The sequence below is a fragment of the Sphingobium lignivorans genome (genome assembly GCF_014203955.1).
GTDB lineage: Bacteria > Pseudomonadota > Alphaproteobacteria > Sphingomonadales > Sphingomonadaceae > Sphingobium > Sphingobium lignivorans.
Genome location: NZ_JACHKA010000001.1, coordinates 2,647,251 through 2,660,828, shown reverse-complemented (window position 1 = coordinate 2,660,828; position 13,578 = coordinate 2,647,251). Strand labels below are relative to the sequence as shown.

14 protein-coding genes and 1 tRNA gene are annotated in these 13,578 nt (G+C 66.6%); 9 read left to right on the top strand and 6 right to left on the bottom strand.

Annotated elements, in window-relative coordinates; translation table 11 throughout:
* Nucleotides 1–2 precede the first annotated feature (2 nt).
* The 9 genes from HNP60_RS12310 (at nt 3) to HNP60_RS12270 (ending at nt 8,313) form a co-directional block, all read left to right on the top strand.
* Nucleotides 3–287 (top strand): VirB3 family type IV secretion system protein, encoded by a 285-nt coding sequence (locus tag HNP60_RS12310; RefSeq protein ID WP_184157031.1) that lies wholly within the window; start codon nt 3–5, stop codon nt 285–287.
* Nucleotides 281–2,728 (top strand): conjugal transfer protein TrbE, encoded by a 2,448-nt coding sequence (gene trbE, locus HNP60_RS12305; RefSeq protein ID WP_184154134.1) that lies wholly within the window; start codon nt 281–283, stop codon nt 2,726–2,728. The genes HNP60_RS12310 and trbE overlap by 7 nt, the downstream gene beginning before the upstream one ends.
* Nucleotides 2,728–3,471 carry a P-type conjugative transfer protein TrbJ gene (gene trbJ / locus HNP60_RS12300; RefSeq protein ID WP_184154132.1) on the top strand — a complete coding sequence of 248 codons (744 nt, stop codon included), beginning with the start codon at nt 2,728–2,730 and terminating at the stop codon, nt 3,469–3,471. The genes trbE and trbJ overlap by 1 nt, the downstream gene beginning before the upstream one ends.
* 114 nt (nt 3,472–3,585) lie before the next feature.
* Nucleotides 3,586–4,893: a P-type conjugative transfer protein TrbL gene (gene trbL, locus HNP60_RS12295; RefSeq protein WP_184154130.1), complete on the top strand. Its 1,308-nt coding sequence runs from the start codon at nt 3,586–3,588 to the stop codon at nt 4,891–4,893.
* 5 nt (nt 4,894–4,898) lie between these two features.
* Complete coding sequence (gene trbF, locus HNP60_RS12290) at nt 4,899–5,693, top strand: conjugal transfer protein TrbF (RefSeq protein ID WP_184154128.1); 795 nt, start codon at nt 4,899–4,901, stop codon at nt 5,691–5,693.
* Nucleotides 5,690–6,643, top strand: a complete 954-nt coding sequence (gene trbG / locus HNP60_RS12285) for a P-type conjugative transfer protein TrbG (RefSeq protein WP_184154125.1) — start codon at nt 5,690–5,692, stop codon at nt 6,641–6,643. Before trbF ends, trbG begins: the two co-directional genes overlap by 4 nt.
* Entirely contained in the window at nt 6,640–7,848 is a 1,209-nt protein-coding gene (locus HNP60_RS12280; RefSeq protein WP_184154122.1) for a TraB/TrbI/VirB10 family type IV secretion system protein, read from the top strand. The genes trbG and HNP60_RS12280 overlap by 4 nt, the downstream gene beginning before the upstream one ends.
* Nucleotide 7,849: 1 nt before the next feature.
* Nucleotides 7,850–8,080, top strand: a complete 231-nt coding sequence (locus HNP60_RS12275) for a DUF2274 domain-containing protein (protein WP_184154119.1) — start codon at nt 7,850–7,852, stop codon at nt 8,078–8,080.
* Nucleotides 8,077–8,313 (top strand): MerR family transcriptional regulator, encoded by a 237-nt coding sequence (locus HNP60_RS12270; RefSeq protein ID WP_184154116.1) that lies wholly within the window; start codon nt 8,077–8,079, stop codon nt 8,311–8,313. Before HNP60_RS12275 ends, HNP60_RS12270 begins: the two co-directional genes overlap by 4 nt.
* Before the next feature lie 96 nt (nt 8,314–8,409).
* Here HNP60_RS12270 and HNP60_RS12265 read toward each other — a convergent pair whose 3' ends face one another.
* The 6 genes from HNP60_RS12265 to trpD all read right to left on the bottom strand — a co-directional run bounded on the left by HNP60_RS12265 (nt 8,410) and on the right by trpD (nt 13,454).
* Nucleotides 8,410–9,636, bottom strand: coding sequence for a tyrosine-type recombinase/integrase (locus HNP60_RS12265; protein ID WP_184154113.1), 1,227 nt, complete (start codon nt 9,634–9,636; stop codon nt 8,410–8,412).
* 179 nt (nt 9,637–9,815) lie between these two features.
* A tRNA-Leu gene (locus tag HNP60_RS12260) sits at nt 9,816–9,902 on the bottom strand.
* Nucleotides 9,903–9,998: 96 nt separating this feature from the next.
* Nucleotides 9,999–11,213, bottom strand: coding sequence for a molybdopterin molybdotransferase MoeA (locus HNP60_RS12255; RefSeq protein WP_184154111.1), 1,215 nt, complete (start codon nt 11,211–11,213; stop codon nt 9,999–10,001).
* A complete protein-coding gene (gene moaC, locus HNP60_RS12250; protein ID WP_184154109.1) occupies nt 11,210–11,677 on the bottom strand; it encodes a cyclic pyranopterin monophosphate synthase MoaC in 468 nt (155 codons plus the stop codon). The genes HNP60_RS12255 and moaC overlap by 4 nt, the downstream gene beginning before the upstream one ends.
* Nucleotides 11,674–12,465: an indole-3-glycerol phosphate synthase TrpC gene (gene trpC / locus HNP60_RS12245; RefSeq protein ID WP_184154107.1), complete on the bottom strand. Its 792-nt coding sequence runs from the start codon at nt 12,463–12,465 to the stop codon at nt 11,674–11,676. The genes moaC and trpC overlap by 4 nt, the downstream gene beginning before the upstream one ends.
* Nucleotides 12,462–13,454 carry an anthranilate phosphoribosyltransferase gene (gene trpD, locus HNP60_RS12240; RefSeq protein WP_184157029.1) on the bottom strand — a complete coding sequence of 331 codons (993 nt, stop codon included), beginning with the start codon at nt 13,452–13,454 and terminating at the stop codon, nt 12,462–12,464. Before trpD ends, trpC begins: the two co-directional genes overlap by 4 nt.
* Nucleotides 13,455–13,578: the final 124 nt, after the last annotated feature.

Sequence of the window (13,578 nt, the reverse complement as noted above, 5' to 3'; positions counted from 1 at the left end):
CCATGCCAGCTTCGCCGCATATCGCCGGGGCCCACATCGAGGGCTTCGAGGCGCCAATTTACGGCGCCCTGGGCTCGCCGATCCTGCTGGGCGGCGCACCGCGGATGATCGCGATCGTGAACGGCACGATCGCGGCCGCGATCGGTCTCGGTCTCCAGCAATGGGTGGCGGGGCTGGTGCTGTGGGCGGCCGGACACAGCCTTGCCGTGTTCGCCGCCCGCCGCGACCCCGATTTCGCGCCAGTCCTCATCCGCCATCTCAGGCAGAGGAGCCATTTCACATGCTGAACCTGCGCGAATATCGCCACCGCGCCGACCGTCTGGCCGACCATCTGCCCTGGGCGGGGCTGGTCGCGGACGGCGTTGTTCTGAACAAGGATGGCAGCTTCCAGCGCACCCTGGCGTTTCGCGGCCCCGACCTCGAAAGCGCGACCGAAGCGGAGCTGATCTCGGCCTGCGCGCGGGCCAACAATGTCCTCAAACGCTTCGGGACCGGGTGGGCGCTGTTCTTCGAGGCGGAACGGCGCGAGAGCCAAGGCTATCCCGATAGCGCCTTTCCCGATGCGGCGTCCTGGCTGCTCGATGAGGAACGGCGCGCTGAATTCGAAGGCGAAGGCGAGCATTATGAGAGCCGCTTCCATCTGACGCTGGTCTGGCTGCCGCCTGCCGATAGCAGCGACGCCGCCGGCCGGTCGCTTGTGGAGCGTCCCGATGCCCATGTAGGCCGCGACTGGCGCAGCGTGCTCGCATCTTTCGTCGCCGAAACCGATCGCGCGCTCGACCTGTTCGGCGCCTTCATGCCCGAGATGCGCGCGCTCTCCTCGGCTGAAACGCTGACCTATCTGCATGGCGCCATATCGGAGCGGCCGCATCCGATCGCGATGCCCGATACGCCCATCTATCTGGATGGACTGTTGGCCGACACGCCGCTCATCGGTGGCCTCGAGCCGATGCTGGGGCTCAGTCATATCCGCACGCTGACCGTCACCGGCTTCCCGAATATGAGCCGGCCGGGCATTCTCGACGCGCTCAATGAGGCCGCTTTTCCCTATCGCTGGGTGACGCGCTTCATCAGTCTCGACAAGGCCGATGCGACCAGGGTGCTGACCAGGCTCCGGCGGCAATGGTTCAACAAGCGCAAGTCGATCACCGCGCTGCTGCGCGAGGTGATGTATAACCAGCCGGCGCAGCTCCTCGACAGCGATGCCGACAACAAGATGATCGATGCCGATCTCGCGCTGCAGGCTTTGGGCGGCGATCATGTCGCGTTCGGCTATCTCACCGCCACGATCACCGTGGCGGATGAGGATCGCGTGCGCGTGGAGGACAAGGTCCGCAACGTCGAGCGGATCATCAACGGGCTGGGCTTCACCACGATCCGCGAGGGTGTGAACGCGGTCGAGGCATGGCTGTCGTCGCTCCCCGGCCAGACCTATGCCAATGTCCGCCAGCCCATCGTCCACACGCTGAACCTGGCCCATCTCATGCCGCTCTCGTCGGTATGGGCGGGACCGGCGCGCAATGCTCATCTCGACGGGCCGCCACTGCTCGTGGCGCAGACCGCTGGCTCGACCCCGTTCCGGCTCTCGACCCATGTCGGCGACGTCGGTCACATGATGGTCGTTGGGCCGACGGGCGCCGGCAAATCGGTTCTTCTGGCGCTGATCGCGCTCCAGTTCCGGCGCTATGCAGCGAGCCAGATCTATATCTTCGACATGGGGCGTTCGGCCCGCGCTGCGACGCTGGCATGCGGTGGCGCTCACCACGCGCTCGGGTCCGGCGACGACGAGGGCGGTCTGGCCTTCCAGCCACTGCGCGCGATCGACGACATGGCGGAACGGGCCTGGGCGTCCGAATGGATCGTGGCTTTGCTCGACCAGCAAAAGGTTGTGGTCGATCCGGCCATCAAGGAAGCGGTCTGGTCGGCACTTGGCAGCCTGGCGTCGGCCCCGCCCGATGAACGGACAATCACCGGCCTGGCCCTCCTGCTTCAGTCCAATGCGCTCCGGTCCGCGATCGCCAGCTATACGCTCGAAGGCCCTTATGGACGGCTGCTCGATGCGGCGGAAAGCCGGCTCGCGCTTGCCGATATGCAGTGCTTCGAGACCGAGACGTTGATGAACAGCACGGGCGCGGTGGCGCCGGTGCTGACCTATCTCTTCCACCGCCTGGAGGAGCGGTTCGACGGACGGCCAACGCTGCTCATCCTCGACGAGGCCTGGAAGTTCCTCGACCATCCGCTGTTCGCCGCGCGCATCCGCGAATGGCTGAAGACGCTCAGAAAGAAGAATGTCGGTGTCGTCTTCGCCAGCCAGAGCCTCGCCGACGTGGCCGAAAGCAGCATTGCCCCGGCCATCATCGAGAGTTGCCCGCAGCGTATCCTGCTGCCCAATGATCGCGCGATCGAGCCGCAGGCGCGCGCCGCCTATGAGCGGTTCGGGCTCAACGACCGCCAGATCGAACTGATCGCCCGCGCCACGCCGAAGCGGCACTATTATCTGCAATCGGCGCGGGGCAATCGGCTGTTCGAGCTGGGATTGGGACCGATTGCGCTGGCGCTGTGCGGCGCGTCCGATCCCGCCACGCAGGAGCGGATCGACAGCATCCTGGCCGAGCAAGGGCCGGATCAGTTCGCGACCCACTTCCTCGCTTCCACTGGCCTCGACTGGGCCGCTGAGCTGCTCGCTGACTTTACCGCCCCCCCTGCCCCCAAAGAAGGAGTCCTGTAATGCGTATCGTCCCACGCAAATATCTGATCGCGTCCGCGCTCGGTCTCGGCGCGACCGGCGCGCTCATCATCGCTGTGACCACCAGCACGCCTGCCCAGGCGCAATGGACCGTGTTCGATCCCTCGAACTATAGCCAGAATATCCTGACGGCCGCCCGGACGCTGCAGCAGATCAACAACCAGATCCAGATGCTGCAGAACCAGGCGCAGAGTCTCATCAACCAGACGAAGAACCTGACGACGATCAGCTTTCCCGAGCTTCAGACGATCACCCAGACAATCCAGCAGATCGACCAGCTCATGGGACAGGCGCAGGGCATCCAGTTCCGTGTCGCCAATCTCGACCAGCAATTCCACCAGCTTTTCCCCGACAGCTTGAACCAGGCATTCACCACCAACCAGCAGGTGCAGAGTGCCCGCGCCCGCATGGATACGGCAAAGGCGGCATTCCAGCAGACCATGACGGTCCAGTCGCAGGTTGTCGAGAATGTGCAGACTGACGCGCAGGCGCTCGCCGGCATCGTCGCGCGCAGCCAGGGCGCACAGGGCGCGCTTCAGGCGCAACAGGCCACCAACCAGCTTCTGGCGCTCACCGCTAAGCAGCAGTTCCAGATTCAGAACCTGTTGGCCGCGCAATATCGCGCGCAGGCGATCGAGCAGGCGCAGCGTGCGCAGTCCAAGGCGGATGGGCAGGCGGCAACCGCCAGGTTCCTCGGTTCCGGTAACGCCTACACCCCCCAATAGGCTGCGCCGGATCAGGCGGCGGCGGTTCGCCTCCCGCCGCCGTCGCCGCGGGGCGTGTCGCCCTCAGCTCCCCAGGCACGTCCCGCGGCATCCCGCTTCAACAGGACAACGAATTTGAACGACCTCAACGTCATCGACAGCTTCATGCAGGCGTTCATCCGCTACATCGACAGCGGGTTCGGCCTCTTGGGCGGGGATGTCAGCTTCCTCTCCCGCACGCTGATCGCGATCGACATCACGCTGGCCGGCCTGTTCTGGGCCCTGGGTGGCGAAGACAATGTGCTGGGGCGCCTGATCCGCAAGGTGCTCTATATCGGTGCCTTCGCGTTCATCCTGAACAGCTTCTCGACGCTGGCCGACATCATCTTCCGGTCATTCGCACAGGCCGGGCTCACGGCCGGCGGCGGTACGCTGACGGCGGACGATTTGCTCAAGCCCGGCAGGCTCGCCGGCACTGGATTCTCGGCGGCCTGGCCGCTGCTCGATCAGGCGTCGAAGCTCACCACCTTCACCGGCTTCTTCGAGAATTTCCTGACGATCATGATCCTGCTGATCGCCTGGGTCATCGTCATCCTCGCCTTCTTCATCCTTGCGGTGCAGATGTTCGTGACGATCCTCGAGTTTAAGCTGACCAGCCTGGCCGGCTTCATCCTCGTGCCGTTCGCCTTCTGGAACCGCACCAGCTTCCTCGCCGAACGGGTGCTTGGCAATGTCGTCAGCTCCGGCATCAAGGTGATGGTGCTCGCCGTCATCGTCGGCATCGGCTCCAATTATTTCACCCAGTTCACGACCGCGCTGCAGGGTCAGGAACCCGACATCGGGCAGGCGATGAGCCTCGTGCTGGCGAGCCTCGCCCTGTTCGGGCTTGGCATTTTCGGCCCCGGCATCGCGTCCGGCCTGGTCGCAGGCGCCCCACAGCTCGGCGCCGGATCGGCGATCGCCACGACAGCACTGGCGGCAGGCGGATTCGCCGCCGCTGGTGGTGCCGGTGTCTCCGCGGCGCGGGGTTTCGCGGGCGCGGGCCTTGGCGCGATCCGCGCTGGCACGACGATGGGATCAGCCTCGTCCACGGCCTGGAAGCTCGGCCAGGAAACATCCGGCTCCAACACGGTCGGTGCTGGTCTGGGCGGCCTCGCCACAGCCGCGCGCGGTACAGCGGCGCAGCGGCTGAACAATGCTTTCGGCGTTCGCGCCGCTGCCGAACGGGGCCAGCAAGCGGCCTGGGCAACGGGGGGCACCGCGCCCGCGTCAGCCCGCGCGACCGCAGGCGGGCCGGTATCCGATAGGCCCCCCGGCTGGGCACGCCGGCTCCAGTCCAGGCAGGCCGCCCGTCATCACCGTCAGATGGCGATCCATGCGCTGCAATCCGGCGACCGCGGCGGTCATGGCGCCACCCCCGACATCAAGCAAAGGGAGGACTGATCCTCATGATCTTCAAGCGTCCGGTCCAGCGTTATGGACGAACCCCCGAACCGGAAACACCGTTTCAGCGTGCCGGCCAGCTCTGGGACGAAAGGATTGGCTCAGCCCGCGTCCAGGCCCGCAACTGGCGGCTGATGGCATTCGGCGGGCTGGGCCTCGCTGCCGCGCTGTCCGGCGGCCTGCTGTGGCAGTCGATGCAGAGCCGCGTTGTCCCTTATGTGGTCGAGGTGGACCAGCTCGGAGAACCCCGCGCTGTCAGTCCGGCGGATGCGACATATCGGCCGACTGATCCGCAGATCGCCTGGTTCCTCAGCCGCTTCATCGCGGATGTCCGCGGTCGCTCGCTCGATCCCGTGCTGATGCGCCAGAATTGGCTGTCAGCCTATGATTTCGTGACGACGCGTGGAAGCGTCTTCCTCGGCGACTATGCCCGCTCGGCCAATCCCTTCGCGGGTCTCGGCGACAGGACCGTATCGGTTCAGGTGACGAGCGTTGTGCGCGCATCCGACACGAGCTTTCAGGTGAAATGGACCGAGACGGCCTGGGACCGCGGCGCACTGGCGGGTACGTCGCGCTGGACAGCCATCCTTAGCGTGACGGTCAGGCCGCCAAAGACCGCCGACACGCTGAGGAAGAACCCGCTCGGTCTCTATGTCGATGCGATCGACTGGAGTCGCGAGCTTGAGACGTCGGCCGATCGGCCGGCCCCGATGCGGCCTCCGGCCAATCTGCCGCTCGGCTCCCCACTCGACCTCAACCCCGGCACTCCCGCGCAACCCCAACCGGAGACCCGTCCATGAAATATGCGATCCTCGCGACGGCCGTGCTGGCCGCCACCGCCCATGCCCAATCAACGCCCCGGGCGACGGTCGCGCCGCCGGTGGTCGCAGCGAGTCCGCCCGTCATTCTGGCAGCGATCCCGCCAGCTCCCCCGATGCCCGTGGCAGCGACGCAGCCTCTCCGGCATCGACAGGTGCGGCCCTCGGAGGCCGAGCTGCGCGTGCGCGCCGCCAATGTGCAGGCAACGCAGGAGCCGGCCGCGCGCGCCTTCATCAACGCCGTTCAGATCTATCCCTATAGCGACGGCGTGCTCTATCGGCTTTTCGCAGCGCCCGAGCGCGTGACCGACATCGCGCTTCAGCCGGGGGAGACGATCGTCTCGATCGCTGCGGGAGACACCGCGCGCTGGACGGTCGGCGATACGAGCAGCGGCACCGGCGACACGAAGCGCGCGCACATCCTCGTCAAGCCGTTCGCGGCGGACCTGTCGACCAACCTCATCATCACCACGGACCGGCGCGCCTATCATCTGCAGCTCGAAAGCACTGCGACGACCGCGATGGCCGCGCTGTCCTGGACCTATCCGCAGGATGAGCTGATCGCGATCCGGCGCCAGCAGACCGAGGCGGCGGCGGCCCGGCCGGTCGCCTCGGGGCTTGCTGTCGAGCAGCTCAATTTCGGCTATGCGATCACCGGCGACAACCCGGCGTGGCGGCCGCTGCGCGCGTTCGACGACGGGCGGCAGTCCTTCATCGAGTTCCCGGCGAGCCTCGCGACCGGCGAGGCGCCGCCTTTGTTCCTCGTCGATGCGAAAGGCGAGGCTAGCCTTGTCAACTACCGCGTCCAGGGCCGCTTCTATGTGGTAGATCGGCTGTTCGACGTGGCCGAGCTGCGGCTGGGGCTCAGGCATCAGCAGATCGTCCGCATCGCCCGCGTGAGCGACAGCGGTCGGCGTCGGAGGGGCTCATGAGCGAAGCAGCCCTCCAGCCGGCGCCCAAGGCTGACCCGGAGACGCTGGTATTGCGCGCCCGGCCGCCGCGCGCGATCCGGTTCAGGCGCGGCGTCATGATCGCCATTGCCGCGATCGGCTCGGCCAGTCTCATTACGGTCGCCTGGCTGGCGCTAAAGCCGCGTATGTTCCAGCGCTTCGATGCACAGGAGGAACTGTCCCAGCCGAACGCACGTCCGACGAGCGATGCGCTGAGCGGAGCGCCGGCCAGCTATGGCGATCTGCCAAGGCTGGGTCCGCCGCTGCCCGGCGATCTCGGCAGGCCGATCCTCGAGCATCAGCGGGCGATGGCTGGGGTGGCCGGCCCGGTGGATCAGCAGGCGCAGCAGATCGAGGCAGCCGAGCGCGAGCGCCGGATTGCCGAGCAGAAGGCGGCGCGGGAATCGGACGTGCTGGTGCGGAGCCGCCAGGGGGGCAGCACCGCCGACAGCCTGCCTGCGGCGCCGGCTGCCTCCGCGCCGGCCTCATCGGCGGACAATGGCAAGGTCGCGCTCGATCCCGAGCGCGATCCAAACGCCCAGGGGCGCAAGGCCGAATTCGTGAGCAGCCTCGATCCGCGCGGCGACACGAATCCGCACACACTCGTCCCGGCCCCGTCGCCTTACACATTGTCGGCCGGCAGTGTGATCGCGGCCAGCCTCATAACGGGCATCCGATCTGACCTGCCCGGGCTGGTCACCGCCCAGGTGACCGAGAATGTCTATGACAGCGCCACCGGCGGTATTCTGCTCGTGCCGCAGGGCGCGCGGCTAATCGGCAGCTATGACAGTGTGGTGGCTTTCGGGCAGAAGCGTGCGCTGGTCGTCTGGCAACGGATCATGCTGCCAGACGGCAGCTCGCTTCGTATCGACAACGTGCCGGCGACCGGTCCCTCCGGGTATGCCGGATTGCAGGACAAGGTGGATTTTCACACCTGGCAGCTATTGAAAGGCGTCGCTCTGTCGACCTTGCTCGGCGTCAGCTCCGAGCTGGCCTTCTCCGGTCAGAGCGATCTTGTGAAGGCGCTCCGCATGGCGACACAGGATACGGTATCGCGCGCCGGCGACCGGATCACCCAGCGCAATCTCAACATCCAGCCGACTATCACGATCCGGCCCGGCGCGCCCGTGCGCCTGGTCGTTCACAAGGATCTGAACCTCGCGCCCTGGCATGAACAAGGAGACTGACATGGCGGACCTGAAACTGGGAAAGCTTCCCGATCGGACGCCGGTCAAGCTCGGCATCACGCTCTCACCCGAGCTGCATCAGGCGCTCAAGGCTTATGCCCGTGCCTATGAGCAAGCCTATGGCGCACCCGAGCCGCTGACCGAACTCATTCCCGCGATGCTCGCGGCATTCCTTGAGAGCGATCGCGGATTTCTGAGGGCCCGTGACGCTGCGCTAAGGGGGCAGCAATGATCGAGCGGGGATGGGAAAAGAAGATTGAGCCCCTGACGGTGCGTGTGTCCACGGCCGTCCGGATTACAGGTCTCAGCCGATCCCGGATCTACGAGCTCATCCAGTCCGGTGACCTTGAAACAACGAAGGTCGGGCGCGCGACGCTCGTCCAGTATCGGAGCCTGAAGGTCCTGACGGGCAACGAGGCTTCAGCCATGCCCGGGTCAGGCAGCGATACGAATCACGGGGAATGACCGATACTGCGGTCGTCAATGCGGGAGTGACCGGCAAACCGATCAGTGGCGCTGACACGAGACGATGCTGCCCCGTGCCAGCGCCGGAAAGAACATTCAGCCGGAAGTTCCGTCTTTGCCGAAGCTGCCCTGCAGCACTTTCCCGCCGTCCCGCAGCGTATCGAGATAGTCGGACCAGTACTGCATCATGTGCACCCGCTCATCCCAATATTCGCCGCGGGCGTAGATGCGCCGGACCTGATTGGTGTCCACATGTGCAAGCTGCCGCTCGATCGCATCGGCGTGCCATTTGCCGCATTCATTGAGCAGCGTCGCGCCCATCGCCCTGAAACCATGCGCGGTCATCTGGTTCGCGTAGCCCAGCTGACGCAGACCCAGATTAACGCAGTTCTCGGACATCGGTTTGCGCGGCTTCCCCCGGGCAGGAAACAAATACTGCCAGTAGACGGTGCATTCCCGCAGTTCCTCCAGCATCAGGAGAACCTGGCGCGACAGCGGCACGCGATGGGGCCTGCGCATCTTCATTCGCTCGGCGGGGATCGACCAGATCGCCTTGTCGAGATCGATATCGCTCCACAAGGCCAGCCTGAGTTCGCCGGGGCGCAAAAGGACATGCGGCGAGATTCGCATCGCCATTCGTGTGATTGCACTGCCGGTATAGCCATCAATGGCCCTCAGAAGCTTGCCCACGTCCGCCGGGTCGGTGATCGCGGCGAAGTGCCTGACCTTTGGCGTCGCGATCGCGCCCCGAAGATCACGTGCCACGTCCTTCTCGCATCGGAGCGTAGCGACGCCATACCGGAAGACCCGGCTAAGCACGCTGCGCATGCGCCGGGCGCTTTCGTAGGCGCCGGTGGCTTCGATCCTGCGCAGCACGGCGAGGGCCTCGTGGGGAGTGATTTGCGAGATCGGCAGACTGCCGATGACCGGATAGGCCTTGGAGAGCAGCCAGCGAATTTTGTCGATGGTCACAGCTGCGAGGCCTTCGCGCTCGCACTTCAGGAGCCATTCTTCCGCGACCGCGCTGAACGTGTTGGCCGCCGCATATCTCGCAGCGATTTTGGCCCGCTTCTTTTCGATCGCGGGATCGATGCCTTCCGCGATCTGCTTTCGGGCCTCATCCCGTCTGGCGCGTGCAGCGGCCAGGCCGATTTCCGGCCAGCGACCGAGGTGGAGCGTCTTCTGCTTGTCCAGGTACCGGTAGTTGAGGCGCCACAGCTTCGAGCCTGTAGGCTGAACGGCAAGATACAGGCCCTGGGTGTCGCGCAGGAGATAGGTTTTCGCTGCGGGTTTGGCGGATGTGATTTTGATGTGTGTGAGCATTGGAGTCTTCCCAGCAAGCCGGGTCGATCCGGAGACCATCGATAGCACCATCAGGGATGTTGTGCTGTTGATGGTTCTGACCGGACGTCACCGGACATTTAGCCGGCGATCATCGGTCGATTAATGCTGCAAAACCAGTCGCTTACTGGACGTTGCTGGACGCACTTAGCGTCCAGAAATGGTGCCCAGAAGAGGACTCGAACCTCCACGACCTTGCGATCGCCAGCACCTGAAGCTGGTGCGTCTACCAATTCCGCCATCTGGGCACGGGGCAGTGGACTGCCTGTTGGGTAGGTGGGCGCGGGTAGCGGGCGCGAGCGGGCTTGTCAACGAGTCCGTTGGGGAAAATCGCAGGAGATCGCTCAGCCGGCGAGGCCGAGGGCGGGCCAGTCGAGGATCGGGGCCTTTTCGCCGGCGCGGGAGGCCGGCGAATCTGCGGGGCGGACGATGAGTGCATTCGCTCTGGCGGCTGCATGCATGGCCGCGCTGTCCTGGAACGCGATGGGCGTGACGGTCTCGCCTGCCACGGTCGCACGCACAAAATCGGTGCGGCCGCCCACCGCCGGCATGTCGACGGCAAGCATGGCATCGCGCGTCCGAGGCAGCGGTTCGGCAGCGCCTGCGAGGTGACGGACCAGCGGGAGCAGGAACAATGCGCCGGTCACCATGGCGGATACGGGGTTGCCCGGCAGGCCGAGGAGGATGGCGCCGCCGATCCTGCCCACGATCAGCGGCTTGCCCGGCCGCATGGCGATCCGCCAGAAATCGATGCTGCCCCCCGCGGCCTCCAGCGCAGGCCGCACGAGATCGTGGTCGCCGACCGAGGCGCCGCCCGAGGTGACGATGACATGCGCTTCATCCGCTTCGGCGGCGTGCCGCAGGGCCTGTGTCAGCAAGCCGAGATCGTCGGGAACCAGCGTTTCCCCGGCCACGGTCGCGCCGGCACCCTCGGCCATCGCGCGCAGCATGACGCCGTTGGAGGCGGGCAGGCGGCCCGGTGAGCAAGGCGCGCCGGGCGGGACCAGCTCGCTTCCGGTCGAAAGGATGCTGATGCGCGGGCGCCCCCCCAACGGCATCGCTCCGTATCCCGCCAGCGCGGCCAGCGCGACCTGAGCTGGGCCGAGGCGGATGCCAGCCGGCAGCAGGGTAGCGCCTTGTGCGAAGTCGCTGGCGCGCGGACGGACATGGCGTCCCCGTCCCCCGGGTCCCTCGCCGGTGAGGCGTACCAGCGTTCCATCGACATGGACGTCCTCCTGCACCACGACCGTGTCCGCACCGGGGGGCAATGGCGCGCCGGTGAAGATGCGCATCGCCTCGCCTTCGCCAAGAGGCGCACGGCCCGGTACGGCACCCGCCGCCATCTCGCCCACGACGCGCCAGGGGCCGGGCATGTCCGCATGGCGCACGGCATAGCCATCCATGGCGGAGAGATCCGTCCAGGGCTGATCGCGCGCGGCGGCAAGCGGTTCGGCAAGGTAGCGGCCGGCAGCCTCGGCCAGGGGCGCGGGGCAGGCGGGCAGGGGGCTCGCCATCGCGAGCAGCCGGGCCTGCGCCTCCTCGACGGGGAGCAGGCTCATGCCGACCAGTCGCCGGATTTCCCGCCGCTCTTTGCCGAGACGTGAATGTCCTTCATGATCATCTGCTTGTCGACTGCCTTGAGCATGTCATACAAGGTGAGGAGGGCCGCAGAGACGGCCGTGAGCGCCTCCATTTCCACGCCGGTCTTGCCTGCCGTGTTCACGGTCGCCGTGGCGATCGCGCCTTTCTCGTCGAGCGCAAGATCGAGCGTGATGCCGGTGAGCGGCAGCGGGTGGCAAAGCGGAATGATGTCGCTCGTGCGCTTGGCCGCCATGATCCCGGCGATGCGTGCCGCGGCGAACACATCGCCCTTGGCGGCGCTTCCCTCGGCAATCGCGGCGCGCGCCGCGTCATTCATGTCGATCCGGCCGGTTGCGACAGCGGTGCGGGCAGTGTCCGCTTTGGCGGAGACATCCACCATGCGCGCGGCCCCCGCTTCGTCGGTATGGCTGAGCCCGGTCATGCGGCGCCGATCAACGCGCGGGTTGCGGATTCGACGTCCGCCTGCCGCATGAGCGATTCGCCAACGAGGAAGCAGCGCACCCCGTGCTCCGCCATGTCGTCCAGATCGGCGCGCGTGGTGAGGCCGCTTTCGGCGACGAAAGTGCAGCCCTGCGGCGCACTGCCCACCAGCTCATATGTTCGGGCAAAATCGACGGTGAAGTCCTTGAGATTGCGATTATTGACGCCGATGAGGCGCGAGCGCAGGGCAAGCGCCCGTTCCAACTCGTGGGCATCATGCACTTCCACCAGCGCGTCCATGCCCAGGCCGATGGCTACGTCCTCGATCTCGCACATCTGCTGGTCGCTTAGTGCCGAGACGATGATGAGGATCGCGTCGGCGCCGATCGCGCGGCTTTCCAGGATCTGCCATGGATCGACCATGAAATCCTTGCGCAGCACCGGCAGTGTGCAGGCAGCGCGGGCGGCCACAAGATAATCCTCATGGCCCTGAAAATAGGGGGCATCGGTCAGAACGGAGAGGCAGGCCGCGCCGCCGGCTTCATAAGCGCGGGCATGAGCCGGCGGATCGAAATCGGCGCGGATGAGCCCCTTGGAAGGGCTGGCCTTCTTCACCTCGGCGATGAGTCCATAGCCTCCTGCGGCCACTTTCGCGTCCAGCGCCCGGCGGAAGCCGCGCGGCGGCGTCTGCGCGGCGGCGCGGCTCTCGAGGTCCGCAAGGCTGATCGCCGCCTTGCGCGCGGCAACTTCCTCGCGCTTGGTGGCGCAGATTTCGTCGAGCTTGTTCATTCGTAAGCGATCCAGCACTGGAGGAGGGCCTTGGCAAGGCCCTTGTCGATGACTTCGGCGGCCTGCGCGACACCCTCGACCAGCGTCTCCGCTCGTCCGGCGACCATGAGCGCCGCGGCGGCATTGAGCAGCACGGCGTCGCGATAGGGACCATGCTCGCCCAGCAAGAGCGCTTGCAACGCCGCGGCGTTGTGCGCCGGGTCGCCGCCCCGGATGGCATCGATGGGGTGGGATGGCAGGCCGGCGTCGGCCGCGCTCACGCGTCGCATCGCCACGATGCCGTCAGCCGTCACGTCCGCGACGTCGTTGCCCCCGGCCATGCTCAGTTCGTCCAGCCCCTCGTCGCCCGAGACGACCATGGCCCGCTCGATGCCCAGCGAGGCGAGCGCCTGCGCATAGATCGGCACATAGGCCGGCCGCGCGATGCCGATGAGCTGGCGCGTGACGCCCGCGGGATTGGCGAGTGGGCCCATGAGGTTGAAGATGGTGCGCCGCCCGAGAGCCCGGCGGATCGGACCCAGCCGCGCCAGGGCAGGGTGGTGCTTCTGCGCGAAGAGGAAGCAGATGCCGATCTCGGCGAGGCTGCGCTCGGCAGTTTGCGCCGCGCGGTCGAGATCGAGCCCCAGTGCTTCCAGCGTGTCCGCGGCTCCAGCCTTGGATGAGGCGGCACGATTGCCGTGCTTGGCGACTGGTACCCCGCATGCCGCGACCACGAGACTGACGGCCGTGGAGACGTTGAGCGTATGATGCCCGTCGCCGCCGGTGCCGCACACGTCGATCGCGCCGGGCGGCGCGGTGACGGGGATCAGCCGCGCGCGCATTTCCCGCGCTGCAGCGGCGATTTCGGTTGCCGTCTCGCCCCGGTCGGAGAGGGCGACGAGAAAGGCAGCGATGGCCTCATCGCTGACCGCGCCATCGAGAATGGCCGCAAAGGCGCGGGCTGCATCCGCCTCGGGTAGCGGTGCGGTGGGGTCGGGCAGGGAGGTCATCGCGCTCATGGTCGTTGCCATAAGGGCCGTGGATCGAAAAAGTCGAGCCCGTTCATGCCCGGTTTCGCCAGCGCGCGGCGAGGATTACCCCGGAAAGGGGGAAGCGGCCGGGGCGGGGACGGCG

Coding starts and splice junctions, on each gene's coding strand:
- HNP60_RS12310 (WP_184157031.1), top strand. CDS start 3: ATGCCAGCTTCGCCGCATATCGCCGGGGCCCACATCGAGGGCTTCGAG.
- trbE (WP_184154134.1), top strand. CDS start 281: ATGCTGAACCTGCGCGAATATCGCCACCGCGCCGACCGTCTGGCCGAC.
- trbJ (WP_184154132.1), top strand. CDS start 2,728: ATGCGTATCGTCCCACGCAAATATCTGATCGCGTCCGCGCTCGGTCTC.
- trbF (WP_184154128.1), top strand. CDS start 4,899: ATGATCTTCAAGCGTCCGGTCCAGCGTTATGGACGAACCCCCGAACCG.
- trbG (WP_184154125.1), top strand. CDS start 5,690: ATGAAATATGCGATCCTCGCGACGGCCGTGCTGGCCGCCACCGCCCAT.
- HNP60_RS12280 (WP_184154122.1), top strand. CDS start 6,640: ATGAGCGAAGCAGCCCTCCAGCCGGCGCCCAAGGCTGACCCGGAGACG.
- HNP60_RS12275 (WP_184154119.1), top strand. CDS start 7,850: ATGGCGGACCTGAAACTGGGAAAGCTTCCCGATCGGACGCCGGTCAAG.
- HNP60_RS12270 (WP_184154116.1), top strand. CDS start 8,077: ATGATCGAGCGGGGATGGGAAAAGAAGATTGAGCCCCTGACGGTGCGT.
- HNP60_RS12265 (WP_184154113.1), bottom strand. CDS start 9,636: ATGCTCACACACATCAAAATCACATCCGCCAAACCCGCAGCGAAAACC.
- HNP60_RS12255 (WP_184154111.1), bottom strand. CDS start 11,213: ATGAGCCTGCTCCCCGTCGAGGAGGCGCAGGCCCGGCTGCTCGCGATG.
- moaC (WP_184154109.1), bottom strand. CDS start 11,677: ATGACCGGGCTCAGCCATACCGACGAAGCGGGGGCCGCGCGCATGGTG.
- trpC (WP_184154107.1), bottom strand. CDS start 12,465: ATGAACAAGCTCGACGAAATCTGCGCCACCAAGCGCGAGGAAGTTGCC.
- trpD (WP_184157029.1), bottom strand. CDS start 13,454: ATGACCTCCCTGCCCGACCCCACCGCACCGCTACCCGAGGCGGATGCA.